The sequence below is a fragment of the Bacillus sp. FSL R5-0709 genome (assembly GCF_038004785.1).
In the GTDB taxonomy this organism is placed as follows: domain Bacteria; phylum Bacillota; class Bacilli; order Bacillales; family Bacillaceae_G; genus Bacillus_A; species Bacillus_A mycoides.
Genome location: NZ_JBBORT010000001.1, coordinates 3,681,041 through 3,700,720, shown reverse-complemented (window position 1 = coordinate 3,700,720; position 19,680 = coordinate 3,681,041). Strand labels below are relative to the sequence as shown.

Genomic DNA, 19,680 nt, shown 5'->3' with positions numbered 1-19,680 from the left:
ATGGGAAAAATAGCATTTCTTTTTCCGGGCCAAGGTTCACAGGCAGTTGGAATGGGTAGACAGTTAGCGGAGAATAATAAAGAGGTTGCGAAAGTGTTTGCAAAAGCGGATGAGGTTTTGCATGATTCTCTTTCAGAAGTGATTTTTGAAGGACCGCAAGAAAAGTTAACATTAACGACAAATGCGCAGCCGGCACTATTAACAACGAGCTTTGCAATTTTAACAGCTTTGAAGGAGTATGATATTACACCTGATTTTGTCGCAGGACATAGTTTAGGTGAATATAGCGCTCTTGTAGCTGCTGGTGCATTAACATTCGAAGACGCTGTATATGCTGTAAGGAAACGCGGGGAATATATGGAAGAAGCTGTTCCAGGCGGGGAAGGTGCAATGGCAGCTATTTTAGGTGCGGATCCGGATATGCTGAAACGAGTTACAGAAGAAGTAACAAGTGAAGGATATGCAGTACAAATTGCTAATATGAATAGTACGAAGCAAATTGTTATTTCTGGAACAAAGCAAGGAGTAGAACTTGCTTCTCAAAGAGCGAAAGAAAATGGTGCTAAAAGAGCAATTCCGCTCAAAGTAAGTGGACCGTTTCATTCCTCGCTTATGAAACCAGCTGCTGAGAAATTCCAAAGTGTTTTAAATGAAATTACAATTCAAGACACGAATATTCCTGTTATTGCAAATGTTACGGCAGATGTTATTACGCGTGGTACAGATATTCAAGCAAAGCTAATTGAACAGCTCTATTCGCCTGTATTATGGTACCCATCTATTGAGTATATGGTGAATCAAGGGGTAGATACATTTATTGAAATCGGACCTGGAAAAGTACTTGCTGGTCTTATGAAGTCGATTGATTCTTCAGTGAAAGCATATGCGGTATATGATGAAGAGACATTAAAAGATACCATTTCAAATTTGAGAGGAGAAAGCTGATGTTAAAAGGGAAAGTAGCATTAGTAACTGGTGCTTCACGTGGGATTGGTCGTGCGATTGCTATTGATTTAGCGAAACAAGGGGCAAATGTTGTAGTAAATTATGCTGGTAATGAGCAAAAGGCGAATGAAGTAGTTGATGAAATAAAGAAATTAGGTTCAGATGCCATTGCAGTAAGAGCAGATGTTGCAAATGCTGATGATGTTACTGCAATGGTGAAACAAACTGTAGATACGTTTGGACAAGTTGATATTCTTGTAAATAACGCTGGTGTAACAAAAGATAATTTATTAATGCGTATGAAAGAAGAAGAATGGGATACAGTTATTAATACAAACTTAAAAGGTGTTTTCTTATGTACGAAAGCAGTATCGCGCTATATGATGCGTCAACGTCATGGACGTATTATTAATATCGCTTCTGTTGTTGGTGTAACAGGAAACCCAGGACAAGCAAATTATGTTGCTGCTAAAGCTGGTGTAATTGGATTAACAAAAACATCAGCAAAAGAATTAGCGAGCCGAAATATTACTGTAAATGCAATTGCTCCAGGGTTTATTGCAACTGATATGACGGATGTATTAGATGAAAATATAAAAGCCGAAATGTTAAAATTAATTCCTGCAGCTCAGTTTGGAGAAGCACAAGATATCGCAAATACTGTAACGTTTTTTGCTTCTGATCAAAGTAAATATGTTACAGGTCAAACGTTAAATGTTGATGGCGGTATGGTAATGTAATAAAAGAATCGATTTCAACTAGTTTTTTTGGACAATATTTTATATAATATTTGAGGGGAGGTGAATAGAATGGCAGATGTTTTAGAGCGTGTAACCAAAATTGTCGTTGATCGTTTAGGAGTAGAAGAAACTGAAGTAGTACCAGCTGCAAGCTTCAAAGAAGATTTAGGCGCAGACTCCCTAGATGTAGTAGAACTTGTAATGCAATTAGAAGATGAATTCGAAATGGAAATTTCTGATGAAGATGCTGAAAAGATTGCTACTGTTGGCGATGCTGTGACTTACATAGAGAGTCATCTATAATGCTTAAGTGAAGTCCCGTTTTTTAACGGGGCTTCTCGGCTTATATCTGGAGGGACCTATGCCGTACCGAAAACATAGAGAAAAAAAATACGAAGCAAAATATCGTGAAGCTTTTAAAGTATTTCAAGAAGAGATAGGTATTACGTTTACAGATGAAAAATTATTGATTCAAGCGTTTACGCATTCATCGTATGTGAATGAGCATCGAAAAAAACCGCATGAGGACAATGAGCGTCTTGAGTTTCTTGGCGATGCTGTATTGGAACTCACTGTATCACAGTATCTGTTTCAAAAATATCCGACAATGAGCGAAGGAGAGTTAACAAAACTACGTGCAGCTATTGTATGTGAGCCATCTCTTGTTCGTTTTGCAAACGAAATGTCATTTGGTAGCCTTGTTTTATTAGGGAAAGGTGAGGAAATGACGGGTGGACGTGAACGACCAGCTTTATTAGCGGATGTCTTTGAAGCGTTTATTGGTGCCCTTTATCTTGATCAAGGGCTAGAAACAGTTTGGGGATACTTAAAAGAAGTTGTATATCCAAAAATTAATGAAGGTGCTTTTTCTCATGTGATGGATTATAAGAGTCAATTGCAAGAATTGATTCAGCGTGATGGTAGTGGCAATGTTGAGTATCAAATTTTGCAAGAAAAAGGACCGGCCCACAACCGAGAATTTGTGTCCCGTGTAACTTTAAATAATGAGGCATTAGGTCTTGGAAGTGGTAAGTCAAAAAAAGAGGCAGAGCAACAAGCTGCTGCAGAAGCATTGAAAAAATTAAAAGAACAATCATGAGGAATCCCCCTTTGAATAAGGGGGGTTCCTTATGCATAGAATGAAACTTTCCTTTTATTTATAAATAAAAGGAGTGGGAAATCCGTATAGTAGTTTGTTTTCGTACAGACAACGTTTACAACAACGGAGAATAGGAGGAAGGCCTTTCGTGTTTTTAAAAAGATTAGAAATAGCAGGATTTAAGTCTTTTGCTGAGCGTGTATCTGTCGATTTTGTTCCAGGTGTAACTTCTGTAGTAGGACCTAACGGGAGCGGGAAAAGTAATATTACTGATGCAATTCGCTGGGTACTTGGTGAACAATCTGCAAAGTCATTACGCGGTGCAAAGATGGAGGATATTATTTTTGCCGGCAGTGATACGAGAAGAGCGGTTAATGTTGCTGAAGTTACATTAACTTTAAATAATGAAGACCAACGCTTACCGATTGAGTATAACGAGGTGTGTGTAACGCGTCGTGTATCTCGTTCGGGTGATAGTGATTTTTATATTAATAAACAATCTTGTAGATTAAAAGATATTATTGATTTATTTATGGACTCTGGTATGGGAAGGGAAGCTTTTTCGATTATTAGCCAGGGGAAAGTCGAAGAGATTTTGAGTAGCAAATCAGAAGAACGTCGTGGTGTATTTGAAGAAGCTGCGGGTGTGCTGAAATATAAACTTCGTAAAAAGAAAGCTGAAGGGAAATTGGCGGAAACACAAGAAAACTTAAATCGTGTACAAGATATTATTCACGAATTAAGTAGTCAAGTAGAACCACTAGAAAGACAAGCTTCTATTGCGAAAGATTATCTTGAGAAAAAAGAAGAATTAGAGAAAGTAGAAGCTGCGCTTATTGTACATGAAATTGAAGAATTACATGAAAAGTGGGAAGCGCTTCGAAATCAATTTGGGCATAATAAAGATGAAGAAGCTAAAATGTCAGCGAACTTACAAAAAAGTGAAGAAGAGCTTGAGGAATTACGCGGGCAATTACAAGCCGTTGATGAATCTGTAAATTCCTTACAAGAAGTTCTACTTCTGTCTAGTAAAGAACTAGAAAAACTAGAAGGGCAACGCGAGCTGTTAAAGGAAAGAAAGCAAAATGCAACGACACATTGTGCGCAGCTTGAAAAGCTAATTGTTGAGTTAACAGAGAAAACTACAAGTTATGATGGCGAAATTGAAACAAGTACAGAAGCTTTAATGCAATTTGTGAATCAAGTAAAAGAATTGGAGAAGAAATTGCATGATAACGAGCAATTACTTGCGACTTTTGCTGAGAATTTAGAGGAACAAATTGAGAATTTAAAAGGTGACTATATTGAACTTTTAAATCAACAAGCAAGTCTTCGTAATGAATTATCTATGATTGAAGAACAATCAAAACAGCAAAACTCTAAAAACGAACGACTTGATGAAGAAAATGAAAAGTATGTACAGATGCGTGTGGAAATTACAGCGAAAAAGGCGAAACTTGTAGACAGTTATGAGCAAGCGAGAGAGAAAATAGCTGGCATTATTTCTAACATACAGAAGACAGAAACGGCACTTGGGAAATGTAAGTCACAGTATAGTGAAAATGAAACGAAACTGTATCAAGCGTATCAATTTGTGCAACAGGCGCGCTCTCGGAAAGAAATGTTAGAAGAGATGCAAGAGGACTACTCTGGCTTCTATCAAGGGGTACGTGAAGTATTAAAGGCTAGAGAAAATAGACTACAAGGTATTGAGGGAGCTGTTGCAGAACTTCTGACTGTGCCGAAAGAATATGAAATCGCAATGGAAATCGCCCTTGGGGCAGCGATGCAACATATCGTAGTACAAACAGAAGAGCATGCTCGTAATGCAATTGCATTTTTAAAGCAAAATAAACATGGCCGTGCAACGTTTTTACCTCAAGCTGTTATTAAAAGCCGATCGCTATCATTTGATCAATTACGCATTGTGAATCAGCATCCATCGTTTGTCGGTGTAGCGGCAGAACTTGTGCAGTACAATAATAAATATGAGAATGTAGTTTCAAGTTTATTAGGTACAGTTGTTGTTGCGAAAGATTTACGCGGAGCAAATGAGTTAGCGAAACAACTGCAATACCGCTATCGTATTGTAACACTCGAAGGTGACGTAGTGAACCCGGGTGGTTCTATGACGGGTGGAGCTGTAAAACAGGCGAAATCCTCTTTATTGGGACGTCAACGTGAACTTGAAGAGTGGACTAAAAAACTAACTGACATGGAAGAAAAAACAACGAAGCTAGAAAACTTTGTTAAAGCAGTAAAGCAAGAGATTCAAGAAAAAGAAGTACAAATACGAGAGTTACGCCAAGGTGTAGAGACCGAACGTGTAGATGAACAGAAGCTAAGAGAAGAAATTAATCGTTTAGAATTAGATGAACATCGTATTAATGATCGTTTATCGATTTACGATTTAGAGATTGAAGGATTTTTACAAGATCAAGTAAAAATGCAAGGGCGCAAAGAAGAGTTAGAAAAGATTTTAGCGACTCTTCAAGCTGAGATTGGGGAATTAGATAGCAAAATCGTCGTTTTAACGAAACAAAAAAGTGAACAATATTCTTCAAAAGAAAAAGTTCAGAAGGAAATGACGGAGCTAAAAGTACAAGCTGCTGAACAACAACAACGTTTGTCTAATCAAAAAGAAAAAGTCGAACGATTGACGAAGGAAAAAGAAGAGACTGATGCGACGCTTGTAAAAACGAAAGAAGATTTAGCGTTCTTAAAGCAAGAGATGACATCTAATTCAAGTGGCGAAGAACAAATTACGAATATGATTGAGAAGAAAGCGTATGATCGTAATCAAACTTCGGAGTTAATTCGTTCTCGTCGTGAACAACGCGTATCATTGCAAGAAAGAGTCGAGCATTTAGAGCGCGGTGTGAAAGAAACAATAGGTAAACATAAATATATTCTTGAGATGCTGAAAGATCAAGAAGTGAAAATTAACCGACTTGATGTAGAGCTGGAAAATAGATTGCAACATTTACGTGAAACATATACTATTTCATTTGAAGCAGCAAAACTTAAGTATACAATGATGATGCCTGCAGAAGATGCACGTAAAAAGGTGAAACTAATTAAACTATCCATTGAAGAGTTAGGCGCAGTAAATTTAGGGGCAATTGATGAGTATGAACGTGTAGCAGAGCGCCATACATTCTTATTAGAGCAAAGAGATGACCTAGAAGAAGCGAAATCGACATTGCATCAACTTATTACGGAAATGGATGAAGAGATGAAAAAACGCTTTTCTACTACATTCGAAGGGATTCGAACAGAGTTTCAATCTGTATTCTCTGAATTATTCGGAGGTGGAAGAGCGGATTTAGTAATGACAAACCCAGAAGATTTACTAAATACGGGTATTGATATTGTAGCGCAACCACCAGGGAAGAAACTACAAAATTTAGGTTTACTTTCAGGGGGAGAGCGTGCTTTAACGGCAATTGCGCTCTTATTTGGTATTTTAAAAGTACGCCCAGTTCCATTCTGTGTTCTAGATGAAGTGGAAGCAGCTCTTGATGAGGCAAACGTTGCTCGTTTTGCGCAGTATTTAAAGAAATTTAGTGATGAAACGCAGTTTATTGTAATTACACACCGAAAAGGTACAATGGAAGAGTCTGATGTATTGTACGGTGTAACAATGCAAGAGTCAGGGGTGTCGAAGCTTGTTTCTGTTCGTTTAGATGATGGCGAAGAACTTGTTGCAAGTAGATAGGAAGGATGGGAAGTATGAGCTTTTTAAAAAAATTAAAAGAAAAAATTTCAAAACAAACGGATACGGTAACAGAGAAGTTTAAACAAGGATTAGAAAAAACGAGAAATTCATTTGCTGATAAAGTAAATGACTTAGTGTACCGTTACCGCAAAATAGACGAAGATTTCTTTGAAGAATTAGAAGAAATTTTAATTAGTGCGGATGTCGGAGTTTCGACAGTGATGGAATTAATTGATCAGTTGAAAGAAGAAGTGCAACGTCGTAACATTCAAGATCCGAAAGAAGTACAGGCTGTTATTTCTGAAAAGCTAGTGGGCATTTACAAAGGTGACAGCGATTTTAGTAATGAAGTTAATATACAAGAGGATCAATTAACAGTAGTTTTATTTGTTGGTGTGAATGGTGTGGGGAAAACGACGACGATTGGTAAGCTTGCACATAAATTTAAATCAGAAGGTAAGTCTGTCCTATTGGCGGCAGGAGATACATTCCGTGCTGGGGCGATTGAGCAATTAGAAGTATGGGGCGATCGTGTTGGTGTAGAAGTAATTAAACAAGGGTCAGGATCTGATCCAGCGGCTGTTATGTATGATGCTGTACAAGCGGCAAAGGCCCGTAAAGTGGATGTATTGCTATGTGATACAGCCGGACGCTTACAAAATAAAGTAAACTTAATGAATGAGTTAGAGAAAGTGAAGCGCGTAATTGAGCGTGAAGTACCAGGGGCTCCTCATGAAGTATTACTTGTTATTGATGCAACAACAGGGCAAAATGGTTTAAGTCAAGCGAAAACATTCCGTGAAGCCACGAATGTTACCGGTATTGTTTTAACGAAGTTAGATGGAACTGCTAAAGGTGGTATCGTCTTAGCGATTCGTAACGAAATGGATGTTCCGGTGAAATTTGTTGGGCTAGGAGAGCAAATGGATGATCTGCAACAGTTTGATCCAGAACAATATGTTTATGGTTTGTTTGCGAACGTAGTAGAAACAGAAGAAGTGTAAGTGAAAGAAGCGGTATTTCCGCTTCTTTTTTTATAAAAATATGTGATGTTAAGAAAAAAACTTGACACTCTTTTATACTCCATGTAAACTAAGTCATGTAAAGGGAAATCACTTAACAAAGGATGATCCAACATGCTCGAGAAAACAACGAGAATGAACTATTTATTTGATTTTTATCAATCGTTGTTAACGCAAAAACAAAGAAGTTATATGTCGCTTTATTATCTAGATGATTTATCTCTTGGTGAAATTGCGGAAGAATTTGATGTAAGTCGCCAAGCCGTGTATGATAACATTAAACGGACTGAAGCGATGCTTGAAGAATATGAAGATAAATTAGTATTACTTCAAAAGTTTCAAGAGCGACAGCGACTTGTTGCAAAGCTAAAACAGCTAATCAGCGAAGAAGAGCATGTAAATGAAGAAATGAAACAAGTTGTTGAAGCTATCGAAAAATTAGATTAGGAGGGCGGCAATATGGCATTTGAAGGATTAGCCGACCGACTTCAACAGACAATGCAAAAAATCCGCGGCAAAGGAAAAGTTTCTGAAGCCGATGTAAAAGAAATGATGAGAGAAGTTCGTCTAGCTCTTTTAGAAGCGGATGTTAACTTTAAAGTAGTAAAAGATTTTATAAAGCGTGTGTCTGAGCGTGCTGTCGGACAAGATGTAATGAAAAGTTTGACACCTGGACAACAAGTAATTAAAATCGTACAGGAAGAACTTACAGAACTTATGGGCGGAGAGCAAAGCAAAATTGCTGTTGCTAATAAGCCACCTACTGTTATAATGATGGTTGGTCTGCAAGGTGCGGGTAAAACAACGACGACAGGTAAGCTTGCAAATTTGCTTCGTAAAAAGCATAATCGTAAACCGATGCTTGTTGCAGCGGATATTTACCGTCCAGCAGCGATTAAACAGCTTGAAACATTAGGGAAGCAATTGGACATGCCTGTTTTCTCCTTAGGAGATCAAGTAAGTCCGGTTGAAATTGCGAAACAAGCGATTGCGAAAGCAAAAGAAGATCATCACGATTACGTTTTAATCGATACAGCGGGTCGCCTGCATATTGATGAAGAACTAATGGGTGAATTAGCGAAAGTCAAAGAAGTTGCGAAACCGGATGAAATTTTCCTTGTTGTCGATGCGATGACAGGACAAGACGCGGTAAATGTAGCACAAAGTTTCCATGAACAGTTAGGATTAACAGGTGTTGTATTAACGAAATTAGATGGTGATACGCGCGGTGGTGCGGCATTATCTATTAAGGCTGTAACAAATACACCAATTAAATTTGCTGGTATGGGTGAAAAACTAGATGCAATTGAAGCGTTCCATCCAGAACGTATGGCATCCCGTATTTTAGGGATGGGCGACGTCTTAACATTAATTGAAAAAGCGCAAGCTACAGTTGATGAAGAGAAAGCAAAAGAACTTGAGCAAAAAATGCGTACGCTTTCGTTTACGCTTGACGATTTCCTAGAACAACTTGGACAAGTGCGTCAACTTGGACCGCTTGACGAATTGTTAGGAATGCTTCCTGGTGCAAATAAAATTAAAGGGCTGAAAAATGCACAAGTTGATGAAAAACAAATTGGGCATATTGAGGCAATTATTCGTTCTATGACTAAAGTAGAACGAGAACAACCGGAAATAATCAATGCTAGTCGTAAAAAGCGCATTGCCAAAGGTAGCGGTACAACGGTACAAGAAATCAATCGTCTAATCAAGCAATTTGATGATATGAAAAAAATGATGAAGACGATGACGGGAATGCAAAAAGGTAAGAAAAAAGGACTAGGTGGATTGAAGTTTCCATTCATGTAAGGAAAAAAGATGGCTCTGTTAAGAAAAAATACTTTACAAAGCAATAGTCTTTTTGCTAATATAATTATCTGTGTGAAATAAATTCGGAGGTGCTTTATAAATGGCAGTTAAAATTCGTTTAAAACGTATGGGAGCTAAAAAAACTCCTTTCTATCGTGTAGTTGTTGCAGATTCTCGTTCTCCTCGTGACGGACGTTTCATTGAGGAAATCGGTACTTACAATCCGGTTGCTCAACCAGCGGAAGTTAAGATCAACGAAGAAGCAGCATTAAAATGGTTAGGAAATGGTGCTAAACCATCTGATACAGTTCGTAACCTTTTCTCTAACCAAGGTATCATGGAGAAATTCCACTTATCTAAACAAGGTAAGTAATTGAGGCAATGACAATGAAAATGTTAGTCGAGACAATTGTTAAACCTCTTGTGGATCATCCTGGAGATGTAAAAGTTACACAGGAACTTTGCAACGGAGAAATAAAGTATCGATTAACTGTACATCCTGAGGATGTTGGAAAAGTCATTGGAAAGCAAGGGAAAGTTGCGAAAGCGATTAGAATGCTCTTGTATTCAGTGGGACATCATAATGATGAGAACGTCACACTGGAAATTCAATAAACGTAAAAAGGGCGAGGAGTTATTTCCTCTCCCTTTTTTAACATTTAAAGAGAAATTGCATGTTCCATATATAAAATGGAAATGCTTAATTTATATAGAAACCAGGGGTGACATACTATTTATGACAAAATGGTTTAATGTAGGGAAAATTGTAAATACTCATGGCGTAAAAGGAGAAATTCGTGTTATTTCTCGTACTGATTTTCCAGAAGAGCGATATAAAGTAGGGAACACGTTATACATATGGGATGAGAAAGGTACAGACTATCTTACAGTGAAGGTAACTTCTCATCGTCAACATAAGACATTTGATTTATTAACACTTGAAGGATACAACAATGTAGATGAAGTAGAGAAGTTAAAAGGTTCTTTAATAAAAGTACCAGAAGAGCAGTTAGGCGAACTAGCTGAAGGTGAATACTACTACCATGAAATTATTGGTTGCAACGTTGTAACGGAAGAAGGAGAAGCGTTAGGGACAATCAAAGAGATTCTATCTCCTGGTGCGAATGACGTTTGGGTGATTAAACGTCCAAAGGGTCAAGATTTGTTAATTCCTTATATTGATGACGTTGTACTTCAAGTTAACATTGAAAATAAATTAGTAACCATTCATATAATGGAAGGGCTACTATAATGAAAATTGACATTTTAACATTGTTTCCAGATATGTTTACGGGTGTATTTGGTTCTTCAATTTTAAAGAAAGCACAAGAAAAAGAAGCGGTAGAGCTTCGTGTTGTCAATTTTCGTGAGTATACAACTAGTAAGCATAATAGTGTAGATGATTATCCGTATGGTGGGGGCGCTGGTATGGTATTAACCCCACAGCCTATCTTTGACGCAGTAGAAGAGTTAACGAAGGAAACAGACCGTAAGCCGAGAATCGTCTTAATGTGTCCACAAGGAGAGCGTTTCACGCAGAAGAAGGCAGAAGAGCTTGCTGGAGAAGAGCATGTTATTTTTGTATGTGGCCATTATGAAGGATACGATGAACGAATTCGTGAGCATCTTGTAACAGATGAGATTTCTATTGGGGATTACGTATTAACGGGTGGAGAATTGGCTTCTATGGTAGTCACTGACAGTGTTGTACGTCTTTTGCCAGGAGTGCTTGGGAATCAAACGTCACAAGTGGAAGACTCTTTTAGCACAGGTTTGTTAGAACACCCACATTATACACGTCCTGCTGATTTTCGTGGTATGAAGGTACCGGATGTACTAATGTCAGGAAATCATAAAAACATTGATGAATGGCGCCATAAAGAGTCACTACGTCGTACGTACACACGTAGACCGGATTTACTGGAAGAACGAGAATTATCTAAGCAAGAAGAGAAATGGCTGGAACAGATTAAAGAAGACCGATAAGGGCTTGATATATTTTCTATTGCAACAGTCCTAGCAATATGCTATTATAACATTTGTGCTACTGAAATCAGTAGCCGTATTAACGATGTTCCGCTGTAATTTAATAAGACTTTATAAGAGCATCTGTTTAAAGGAGAGAATTTAATATGCAACAATTAATCACAGAAATCACAAAAGGCCAATTGAAAACTGACCTTCCTTCATTCCGTCCTGGAGACACTTTACGTGTACACGTAAAAGTAGTTGAGGGAACTCGTGAAAGAATTCAGCTTTTCGAAGGTGTTGTAATTAAACGTCGTGGTGGCGGAATCAGTGAAACATTCACAGTTCGTAAGATTTCTTACGGTGTAGGTGTTGAGCGTACATTCCCAGTTCACACGCCAAGAATCGCGAACATCGAAGTACTTCGCCGTGGTAAAGTACGTCGTGCTAAGTTATACTACTTACGTAACCTTCGCGGTAAAAAAGCACGTATTAAAGAAATTCGATAAGACATGTATGGGAGCTTGTAAATACACAAGCTCCCTTTTTCCAATCTATATGAAATTTTGGTATAATACGAGCAGCTTACATAACAGTGGAGGGGAAAGCATGAAGAAAGAGAAGAGCTCACTTTGGGAATGGATCAAAGCAATTTTGATTGCTGTTGTATTAGCGGGCGTAATTAGACAGTTTTTCTTTGCCCCAATTCTCGTAGACGGTGTATCGATGTCGCCGACTTTACATGACCGTGATCGAATGATTGTTAATAAAATTGGCTATCACATAGGTGATCCGAAACGCTTTGATATTATTGTATTCCGAGCGACGGAAGAAAAAGATTATATTAAGCGTATTATTGGCCTGCCAGGCGACGAAATCGAATACCGTAATGATAAACTATATGTTAACGGGAAACCTTATGAGGAGCCGTATTTAGATAAGCAGAAAAAACAACTTGCTGACGGACCGCTTACATATGATTTTACTCTTGAAGAAATGACAGGAAAGAAAACTGTTCCAGAAGGTCAATTATTTGTTTTAGGCGATAATCGTCGTTTTAGTAAAGATAGCCGTTCGATTGGTACAATTTCAATGGACCAAGTGATTGGTAAAGCAAATATGCTATATTGGCCGTTAAAAGATGCACGTATTGTGAAATAAAAGAAAAAGAAGGTGGCAACATGGTAATTCAATGGTTCCCAGGACATATGGCAAAGGCTAGACGCCAAGTAACAGAAAAATTAAAGTTAATTGATGTTGTAATTGAGCTTGTAGATGCTCGATTACCTTTATCTTCTCGTAATCCAATGATTGATGAAATTATTACACATAAACCAAGGCTTGTTGTTTTAAATAAAGCGGATATGGCGGATGATCGTCTTACAAAGCAGTGGATTGCATATTTTGATGAAAGAGGTCAAAAGGCAATTTCAATTAATGCGCAAGCTGGACAAGGTATGAAAGAAATTGCAGCAGCTTGTAAAGTTCTTGTCAAAGAAAAATTCGATAAAATGGTTGCTAAAGGCATTAGACCAAGAGCAATTCGTGCTTTAATTGTAGGTATTCCAAACGTTGGTAAATCTACACTAATTAATAAATTAGCGAAGAAGAATATAGCAAAAACAGGAGATCGTCCTGGTGTGACAACGGCCCAGCAGTGGATTAAAGTTGGGAAAGAAATGGAATTATTAGATACACCAGGTATTTTGTGGCCTAAATTTGAAGATGAATTAGTTGGTCTTCGTTTAGCGACGACTGGTGCAATTAAAGATTCTATATTAAATCTACAGGATGTAGCTATTTATGCGTTACGTTTTATGGAAAAACATTATCCAGAACGTTTAAAAGAGCGATATAATTTAAATGACATTCCAGAAGAAATTGTGGAGTTATTTGATGCAATTGGAAAAAATAGAGGTTGCTTAATGGGCGGCGGAATGATTGATTATGATAAAACATCTGAGCTTATACTTCGTGAGCTTCGTGGTGGAAGATTTGGAAAAATGACATTTGAAACACCAGAAGAGTTTGCAGAGCAGGTAGAAGATGCGGAAAAAGTAGAAGAAGTATAAGACGTGCGTTTGTACGTCTTTTCTTTTTGGTTACGTTTAAAAGGAGTGTAAATAGATGCAAAAAATGACTATTCATGAAGCGGAATGTTTGCTGCAAGAAATTATGAATGAAGAAGACGAGCGTTTTCAAATGTTAGTGAAAGATGAGCGAAAAGGTGTTCAAAAACTAATTTTGAAGTGGTATAAACAAAAAGAGTTAGCGCAAAAAGAAAGAGAAAAATTTCTAGAAATGTCAAAGTACGAAAATGAGTTACGTGAAAAAGGGCTCACATACATTGCTGGTATTGATGAAGTGGGGCGTGGGCCGTTAGCAGGACCGGTTGTGACGGCGGCTGTCGTCCTCCCGGAAGATTTTTATATTCCAGGATTAAATGACTCGAAAAAATTAAGTGAAGCGAAACGTGAGCGTTTTTATGATGAAATTAAAGAGCATGCAATTGCGATTGGAGTTGGAATTATATCACCACAAGTTATTGATGAAATAAATATTTATCAAGCGACGAAGCAAGCGATGTTAGATGCCGTTGCTAATTTATCATGTACACCAGAATATTTATTAATCGATGCGATGAAGCTTCCTACATCAATTCCGCAAACATCAATCATTAAAGGTGATGCGAAAAGTGTCTCTATTTCAGCTGCATCTATTATTGCGAAAGTGACGAGAGACCGCATGATGAAAGAGTTAGGAGGAAAGTATCCTGCATATGGATTCGAACAACATATGGGATATGGGACGAAACAGCATTTAGAAGCGATTGAAGTACATGGAGTATTAGAGGAACATCGAAAATCATTCGCGCCAATTAAAGATATGATTCAAAAATAAGCTGTATATTCACAGCTTATTTTTTATTTTGGTATATAAACATTATTATTTTCGAAAAAGAATAAAGCGATTTCAGTTTTCTGACACTTTATTGTAGACAGCGTGCCAATCATCTTATACAATGGCAATGTAATGTTTTTTAAACATTAAAAAACTTTTCGAGTAAAACAGGAAAACAGGGGAGGATGGGACCATGAATATCCATGAGTACCAAGGTAAGGCAGTCCTTAGAAGCTATGGGGTTAGCGTTCCGAACGGGAAGGTTGCATTTACAGTAGAAGAAGCTGTAGAAGCAGCGAAAGAATTAGGAACGGAAGTATGTGTAGTTAAAGCGCAAATTCACGCTGGTGGACGCGGCAAAGCTGGCGGTGTAAAAGTTGCGAAAAATTTAGAAGAAGTTCGTACATATGCAGAAAGCATTTTAGGAACTACACTTGTGACGCATCAAACAGGTCCTGAAGGTAAGGAAGTAAAACGCTTACTTATCGAAGAAGGTTGCGATATTAAAAAAGAATATTATGTAGGTCTTGTATTAGATCGTGCAACTTCTCAAGTTGTTTTAATGGCATCTGAAGAAGGTGGAACAGAAATTGAAGAAGTAGCAGAAAAAACGCCTGAAAAAATCTTTAAAGAATATATTGATCCAGCAGTAGGTTTACAAGGTTTCCAAGCGCGTAGAATCGCGTTTAACATCAATATTCCAAAAGAACTTGTAGGACAAGCTGTGAAGTTTATGATGGGCTTATACAGTGCGTTTATCGAAAAAGATTGCTCTATCGCTGAGATTAATCCACTTGTTACAACAGGTGACGGTAAAGTTATGGCGTTAGATGCAAAATTAAACTTTGATTCTAATGCGTTATATCGCAATAAAGATATTTTAGAACTTCGTGATCTTGAAGAAGAAGATTCAAAAGAAATTGAAGCTTCTAAATATGACTTAAACTACATTCCTTTAGATGGAAATATCGGTTGTATGGTTAATGGTGCAGGTTTAGCAATGGCTACAATGGATATCATTAAACATTACCATGGTGACCCAGCTAACTTCTTAGATGTTGGTGGCGGCGCAACAGCTGAAAAAGTTACAGAAGCATTCAAAATTATCCTTTCTGACAAAAATGTAAAAGGTATCTTCGTTAACATTTTTGGTGGCATTATGAAGTGTGATGTTATCGCAGAAGGTGTTATTGAAGCGACGAAGCAGGTAGGTCTTGAGTTGCCTTTAGTTGTACGTCTTGAAGGTACAAACGTAGAGCTAGGAAAGAAAATTTTAAATGAGTCTGGTTTAAATATTGTTGCAGCAGAATCTATGGCAGACGGTGCACAAAAAATTGTTTCACTAGTGGGCTAATAGAAAGCGGGGGAGAAAAATGAGCGTATTAGTTAATAAAGATACAAAAGTTATTGTTCAAGGTATTACAGGTTCTCAAGGGTTATTCCATACAAAGCAAATGATTGAATACGGTACGAAAATTGTAGGTGGTGTAACACCAGGTAAAGGTGGCACTGATATTGAAGGCGTACCAGTATTTGATACAGTAGAAGATGCTGTGAAAGCAACAGGCGCAAACGCTTCAGTTGTATACGTTCCACCCGCTTTTGCGGCTGATGCAATTATGGAAGCTGTTGATGCAAAGGTTGATTTAGTAGTATGTATTACTGAAGGAATCCCTGTATTAGATATGGTAAACGTAAAGAGATATATGGCGGGTAAACATACACGTTTACTTGGACCAAACTGCCCTGGTGTCATTACACCTGACGAATGTAAAATTGGTATTATGCCAGGATATATTCACAAAAAAGGTCATGTTGGTATCGTATCTCGCTCTGGTACATTAACGTATGAAGCTGTACATCAGTTAACGCAAGAAGGTATTGGCCAATCTACTGCTGTAGGTATCGGGGGAGACCCTGTTAACGGTACGGACTTTATTGATGCGTTAAAAGCATTTAATGAAGATGAAGAAACGCATGCTGTAATTATGATTGGTGAAATCGGCGGTACGGCAGAAGAAGAAGCAGCAGAATGGGTACAAGCTAATATGACAAAACCAGTTGTAGGCTTCATTGGTGGTCAAACAGCGCCTGAAGGCAAACGTATGGGTCATGCTGGGGCGATCATTTCTGGCGGCAAAGGAACTGCTGCTGAAAAGATTAAAACAATGGAAGCTTGTGGTATTAAAGTAGCGGAAACACCAGCTGTTATGGGTGAAACATTAATCTCTGTTTTAAAAGAAAAGGGATTATTTGAGACTTGTAAAAACTACTAATCTTTTTGAAAGACACCTTCTTATTAGAGGGTGTCTTTTTACACATTTTTTGTTTACATAATAAAAATTATGGGTAAGGAGAATTGAGATGAAAAGAGAACGTTTATTGCACCTTCATTACATGTTGGCGGATCATTGGAAGGCGATGGAGAGACTACTATATGTTGATCCAAAACTGAAGGGAATATACACTTTTAGTCCGGAACAATTTGAATATTACGCTGGAATATCCTCGGAAAAATCTTTAGAACTAGTAAATTTTCTTCAAATTTCAAATCTCCAACAATATGTATCCCAGTTAGAAAAAAAGAGAATATTTTATATAACAATATGGGATAAGGACTATCCACAATTACTGCGAGAAATACAAGATCCCCCTTTTGTTTTATACGGAAAAGGAGAAAGAGATTTTCTAAATAAAGTAAATAAATTAGCGATTGTTGGAACGAGAGAACCGTCTTTATATGGAAAGGAGAGTATGAAGTTTATTTTACAACCTTTACTTGAAAAAGAATGGCTTATTGTTAGTGGGTTTGCAAGAGGGATAGATACAATTGCTCATGAAGTTACAGTAAGGCAGCATTGCCCGACCATTGCAATATTAGGACACGGATTATCTTATATGTATCCAAAGGAGAATAGAGGTTTGTATGACACGTGGAAAGATTATATATTGTTATTGACAGAGTATCCGCCTCATTATGTGCCGAAAAAATGGTATTTCCCAAAAAGAAATCGAATTATTAGCGGTATAAGTAAAGGTGTTTTAGTTGTAGAAGCAAAAACGAGAAGTGGATCCCTTATTACTGCAGACCTTGCGCTAGAACAAAATAGAGAGGTGTTTGCGCTTCCTGGACCGATATTTATAGAGAGTGCAGCGGGAACGAATCATCTAATTCAACAAGGCGCAAAGCTAGTAAGAAATGCGGAGGATATCCTTGAAGAAATTTTAAATTAACCATATATTTTTATGTTTTTATTAAACAATTATTGACAAATGGTAGATTGTCGCTGTATGGTATATTCATTCTTGATTGACAAAAACAAGAGAAATCAATAAGATTGATGAAGACTTGAATCCACCTCTTAAGGAGGCACTAGCATGTCAGATTACCTCGTAATCGTGGAGTCGCCTTCTAAGGCGAAGACCATTGAAAAATATTTAGGGAAAAAATACAAAGTCGTCGCGTCCATGGGACATGTCCGCGATTTACCTAAAAGCCAAATGGGGATAGAAGTAAAGAATAACTTCACCCCGAAGTATATTACCATTCGTGGTAAGGGTCCCGTTTTAAAAGATTTAAAATCAGCGGCAAAAAAAGCAAAGAAAGTCTATCTCGCGGCCGATCCGGATCGTGAAGGAGAAGCAATTGCTTGGCATTTAGCAAATACGTTAAATGTGGACGTTGAATCAGATTGCCGAGTTGTATTTAATGAGATTACAAAAGATGCAATAAAAGAATCATTTAAATATCCTCGTGCAATTAATATGGATTTAGTAGATGCACAACAGGCAAGACGTATACTCGATCGTCTTGTTGGTTACAATATTAGTCCTTTATTATGGAAGAAAGTAAAAAAAGGATTAAGTGCAGGACGCGTACAATCTGTAGCAGTTCGTTTAATCATCGAACGTGAAAAAGAAATTCAAAGTTTTGAACCTGAAGAATTCTGGACAATTAAAACAGAATTTGTGAAAGGGAAAGACACATTTGAAGCAAGCTTTTACGGTGTAGATGGTGAAAAAGTTCAATTAACGAACGAAGCACAAGTGAACGAAATAATCGAAAAGATGAAAGACAATGCGTTTTCGGTTGAAAATGTAACGCGAAAAGAGCGAAAGCGTAACCCTGCATTACCGTTTACAACATCTTCCTTGCAACAAGAGGCAGCGCGTAAGTTAAATATGCGAGCAAAGAAAACAATGATGCTTGCACAGCAGCTGTATGAAGGGATAGATCTTGGAAAACAAGGGACTGTAGGTCTTATTACGTATATGAGAACTGATTCAACACGTATCTCAGAAACAGCTCAAACAGAGGCTCGTGATTACATTACTGAGGCGTTTGGTGCGGAATACATAGGAACAGAGAAGAGGAAAGAAACGAAAAAGTCGAAAGCACAAGATGCGCATGAGGCGATTCGTCCTACTTCGGTAATGAGAAAGCCAGAGGAACTAAAAAGTTTCTTAAGTCGTGATCAACTCCGTTTGTATAAACTGATTTGGGAGCGATTTGTTGCAAGTCAAATGGCATCTGCTATAATGGATACTGTTACAGCGAAACTCATTAATAACAATGTTCAGTTCCGTGCAAGTGGATCAGTTGTAAAGTTCCCAGGATTTATGAAAGTGTACGTAGAGTCGAAAGATGATGGTGCGGAAGAAAAGGATAAGATGTTGCCACCGTTAGAAGTAGGTGAAACTGTATTTTCAAAAGATATAGAACCAAAGCAACATTACACACAGCCTCCGCCGCGTTATACAGAGGCTCGTCTAGTAAGAACACTTGAAGAGCTTGGAATTGGGAGACCGTCTACTTATGTACCGACACTTGAAACAATCCAAAAACGAGGATACGTTGCTTTAGATAATAAACGCTTCGTTCCGACTGAGCTTGGTGGAATAGTAATCGAACTTATTTTAGAGTTTTTCCCAGAAATTATTAACATTGAATTTACTGCCAATATGGAGCAAAGCCTTGATGAAGTAGAAGAAGGAAATGCGAATTGGGTGAAAATTGTTGATGATTTCTACGTAGGATTTGAACCGCGCTTAGAAAAAGCGGAAAAAGAAATGCGTGAAGTGGAAATTAAAGATGAACCAGCTGGGGAAGACTGTGAATTATGTAGTCACCCGATGGTCTTTAAAATGGGTAAATATGGGAAGTTTATGGCTTGTTCAAATTTCCCGGAATGTCGTAATACAAAACCGATTGTAAAAGAAATCGGTGTTACTTGTCCGAAGTGTGATAAAGGGCAAATTATTGAACGCCGTAGTAATAAAAAGAAACGCCTTTTCTACGGATGCGGTACGTATCCAGAATGTGACTTTGTATCTTGGGATAAGCCGATTGGTCGTAAATGTCCGAAGTGTGAAGGTATGCTCGTAGAGAAAAAGTTAAAAAAAGGCGTGCAAGTACAATGTATTTCGTGTGATTATGAAGAAGAACAACAAATGTGAGCGTAACTGCTCACATTTTTT

At 37.8% G+C, this 19,680-nt stretch carries 20 protein-coding genes; all 20 read left to right on the top strand.

The window, feature by feature from the left end; genetic code table 11:
* The 20 genes from fabD to topA all read left to right on the top strand — a co-directional run bounded on the left by fabD (window position 1) and on the right by topA (window position 19,659).
* Entirely contained in the window at window positions 1-945 is a 945-nt protein-coding gene (fabD, locus tag MKX37_RS18770) for an ACP S-malonyltransferase (protein WP_002128825.1), read from the top strand.
* Window positions 945-1,685, top strand: coding sequence for a 3-oxoacyl-[acyl-carrier-protein] reductase (fabG, locus tag MKX37_RS18765; protein WP_002014514.1), 741 nt, complete (start codon window positions 945-947; stop codon window positions 1,683-1,685). The genes fabD and fabG overlap by 1 nt, the downstream gene beginning before the upstream one ends.
* Window positions 1,686-1,754: 69 nt before the next feature.
* On the top strand, window positions 1,755-1,988 hold the full coding sequence (acpP, locus tag MKX37_RS18760) for an acyl carrier protein (RefSeq protein ID WP_002014515.1): 234 nt from the start codon (window positions 1,755-1,757) through the stop codon (window positions 1,986-1,988).
* Window positions 1,989-2,046: 58 nt separating this feature from the next.
* Window positions 2,047-2,784 carry a ribonuclease III gene (rncS, locus tag MKX37_RS18755; protein ID WP_002033792.1) on the top strand — a complete coding sequence of 246 codons (738 nt, stop codon included), beginning with the start codon at window positions 2,047-2,049 and terminating at the stop codon, window positions 2,782-2,784.
* Between the two features lie 148 nt (window positions 2,785-2,932).
* Window positions 2,933-6,502: a chromosome segregation protein SMC gene (gene smc / locus MKX37_RS18750; RefSeq protein WP_002014517.1), complete on the top strand. Its 3,570-nt coding sequence runs from the start codon at window positions 2,933-2,935 to the stop codon at window positions 6,500-6,502.
* A gap of 14 nt (window positions 6,503-6,516) precedes the next feature.
* Entirely contained in the window at window positions 6,517-7,506 is a 990-nt protein-coding gene (gene ftsY / locus MKX37_RS18745) for a signal recognition particle-docking protein FtsY (RefSeq protein ID WP_002088200.1), read from the top strand.
* A gap of 132 nt (window positions 7,507-7,638) precedes the next feature.
* A complete protein-coding gene (locus tag MKX37_RS18740; protein WP_000891061.1) occupies window positions 7,639-7,971 on the top strand; it encodes a putative DNA-binding protein in 333 nt (110 codons plus the stop codon).
* 12 nt (window positions 7,972-7,983) lie between these two features.
* The gene (ffh, locus tag MKX37_RS18735; protein ID WP_002014519.1) at window positions 7,984-9,333 is read left to right on the top strand and encodes a signal recognition particle protein; all 1,350 of its coding nucleotides are present in this window, start codon (window positions 7,984-7,986) and stop codon (window positions 9,331-9,333) included.
* Between the two features lie 100 nt (window positions 9,334-9,433).
* The gene (rpsP, locus tag MKX37_RS18730; RefSeq protein WP_000268750.1) at window positions 9,434-9,706 is read left to right on the top strand and encodes a 30S ribosomal protein S16; all 273 of its coding nucleotides are present in this window, start codon (window positions 9,434-9,436) and stop codon (window positions 9,704-9,706) included.
* A gap of 14 nt (window positions 9,707-9,720) precedes the next feature.
* A complete protein-coding gene (locus tag MKX37_RS18725; protein WP_002088196.1) occupies window positions 9,721-9,948 on the top strand; it encodes a KH domain-containing protein in 228 nt (75 codons plus the stop codon).
* A 121-nt stretch (window positions 9,949-10,069) separates the two neighbouring features.
* Window positions 10,070-10,585, top strand: a complete 516-nt coding sequence (gene rimM / locus MKX37_RS18720; RefSeq protein ID WP_078421716.1) for a ribosome maturation factor RimM — start codon at window positions 10,070-10,072, stop codon at window positions 10,583-10,585.
* On the top strand, window positions 10,585-11,319 hold the full coding sequence (trmD, locus tag MKX37_RS18715; RefSeq protein WP_002014522.1) for a tRNA (guanosine(37)-N1)-methyltransferase TrmD: 735 nt from the start codon (window positions 10,585-10,587) through the stop codon (window positions 11,317-11,319). The genes rimM and trmD overlap by 1 nt, the downstream gene beginning before the upstream one ends.
* Before the next feature lie 146 nt (window positions 11,320-11,465).
* On the top strand, window positions 11,466-11,810 hold the full coding sequence (gene rplS, locus MKX37_RS18710; RefSeq protein WP_002014524.1) for a 50S ribosomal protein L19: 345 nt from the start codon (window positions 11,466-11,468) through the stop codon (window positions 11,808-11,810).
* A gap of 100 nt (window positions 11,811-11,910) precedes the next feature.
* Window positions 11,911-12,462, top strand: coding sequence for a signal peptidase I (gene lepB, locus MKX37_RS18705; protein WP_002066791.1), 552 nt, complete (start codon window positions 11,911-11,913; stop codon window positions 12,460-12,462).
* 20 nt (window positions 12,463-12,482) lie between these two features.
* Complete coding sequence (ylqF, locus tag MKX37_RS18700; RefSeq protein WP_002128821.1) at window positions 12,483-13,373, top strand: ribosome biogenesis GTPase YlqF; 891 nt, start codon at window positions 12,483-12,485, stop codon at window positions 13,371-13,373.
* Between the two features lie 55 nt (window positions 13,374-13,428).
* Complete coding sequence (locus MKX37_RS18695) at window positions 13,429-14,202, top strand: ribonuclease HII (RefSeq protein WP_002014527.1); 774 nt, start codon at window positions 13,429-13,431, stop codon at window positions 14,200-14,202.
* Between the two features lie 193 nt (window positions 14,203-14,395).
* Window positions 14,396-15,556, top strand: a complete 1,161-nt coding sequence (gene sucC, locus MKX37_RS18690; protein WP_002014529.1) for an ADP-forming succinate--CoA ligase subunit beta — start codon at window positions 14,396-14,398, stop codon at window positions 15,554-15,556.
* 19 nt (window positions 15,557-15,575) lie between these two features.
* Complete coding sequence (sucD, locus tag MKX37_RS18685; RefSeq protein WP_002033796.1) at window positions 15,576-16,478, top strand: succinate--CoA ligase subunit alpha; 903 nt, start codon at window positions 15,576-15,578, stop codon at window positions 16,476-16,478.
* Between the two features lie 88 nt (window positions 16,479-16,566).
* Window positions 16,567-17,436: a DNA-processing protein DprA gene (gene dprA, locus MKX37_RS18680; protein ID WP_033731198.1), complete on the top strand. Its 870-nt coding sequence runs from the start codon at window positions 16,567-16,569 to the stop codon at window positions 17,434-17,436.
* A gap of 144 nt (window positions 17,437-17,580) precedes the next feature.
* A complete protein-coding gene (gene topA / locus MKX37_RS18675) occupies window positions 17,581-19,659 on the top strand; it encodes a type I DNA topoisomerase (protein ID WP_002088184.1) in 2,079 nt (692 codons plus the stop codon).
* Window positions 19,660-19,680 lie beyond the last annotated feature (21 nt).

Excerpts from the sequence above, each read along its gene's own strand:
- fabD (WP_002128825.1), top strand. The coding sequence starts at position 1 with ATGGGAAAAATAGCATTTCTTTTTCCGGGCCAAGGTTCACAGGCAGTT.
- fabG (WP_002014514.1), top strand. The coding sequence starts at position 945 with ATGTTAAAAGGGAAAGTAGCATTAGTAACTGGTGCTTCACGTGGGATT.
- acpP (WP_002014515.1), top strand. The coding sequence starts at position 1,755 with ATGGCAGATGTTTTAGAGCGTGTAACCAAAATTGTCGTTGATCGTTTA.
- rncS (WP_002033792.1), top strand. The coding sequence starts at position 2,047 with ATGCCGTACCGAAAACATAGAGAAAAAAAATACGAAGCAAAATATCGT.
- ftsY (WP_002088200.1), top strand. The coding sequence starts at position 6,517 with ATGAGCTTTTTAAAAAAATTAAAAGAAAAAATTTCAAAACAAACGGAT.
- MKX37_RS18740 (WP_000891061.1), top strand. The coding sequence starts at position 7,639 with ATGCTCGAGAAAACAACGAGAATGAACTATTTATTTGATTTTTATCAA.
- ffh (WP_002014519.1), top strand. The coding sequence starts at position 7,984 with ATGGCATTTGAAGGATTAGCCGACCGACTTCAACAGACAATGCAAAAA.
- rpsP (WP_000268750.1), top strand. The coding sequence starts at position 9,434 with ATGGCAGTTAAAATTCGTTTAAAACGTATGGGAGCTAAAAAAACTCCT.
- MKX37_RS18725 (WP_002088196.1), top strand. The coding sequence starts at position 9,721 with ATGAAAATGTTAGTCGAGACAATTGTTAAACCTCTTGTGGATCATCCT.
- rimM (WP_078421716.1), top strand. The coding sequence starts at position 10,070 with ATGACAAAATGGTTTAATGTAGGGAAAATTGTAAATACTCATGGCGTA.
- trmD (WP_002014522.1), top strand. The coding sequence starts at position 10,585 with ATGAAAATTGACATTTTAACATTGTTTCCAGATATGTTTACGGGTGTA.
- rplS (WP_002014524.1), top strand. The coding sequence starts at position 11,466 with ATGCAACAATTAATCACAGAAATCACAAAAGGCCAATTGAAAACTGAC.
- lepB (WP_002066791.1), top strand. The coding sequence starts at position 11,911 with ATGAAGAAAGAGAAGAGCTCACTTTGGGAATGGATCAAAGCAATTTTG.
- ylqF (WP_002128821.1), top strand. The coding sequence starts at position 12,483 with ATGGTAATTCAATGGTTCCCAGGACATATGGCAAAGGCTAGACGCCAA.
- MKX37_RS18695 (WP_002014527.1), top strand. The coding sequence starts at position 13,429 with ATGCAAAAAATGACTATTCATGAAGCGGAATGTTTGCTGCAAGAAATT.
- sucC (WP_002014529.1), top strand. The coding sequence starts at position 14,396 with ATGAATATCCATGAGTACCAAGGTAAGGCAGTCCTTAGAAGCTATGGG.
- sucD (WP_002033796.1), top strand. The coding sequence starts at position 15,576 with ATGAGCGTATTAGTTAATAAAGATACAAAAGTTATTGTTCAAGGTATT.
- dprA (WP_033731198.1), top strand. The coding sequence starts at position 16,567 with ATGAAAAGAGAACGTTTATTGCACCTTCATTACATGTTGGCGGATCAT.
- topA (WP_002088184.1), top strand. The coding sequence starts at position 17,581 with ATGTCAGATTACCTCGTAATCGTGGAGTCGCCTTCTAAGGCGAAGACC.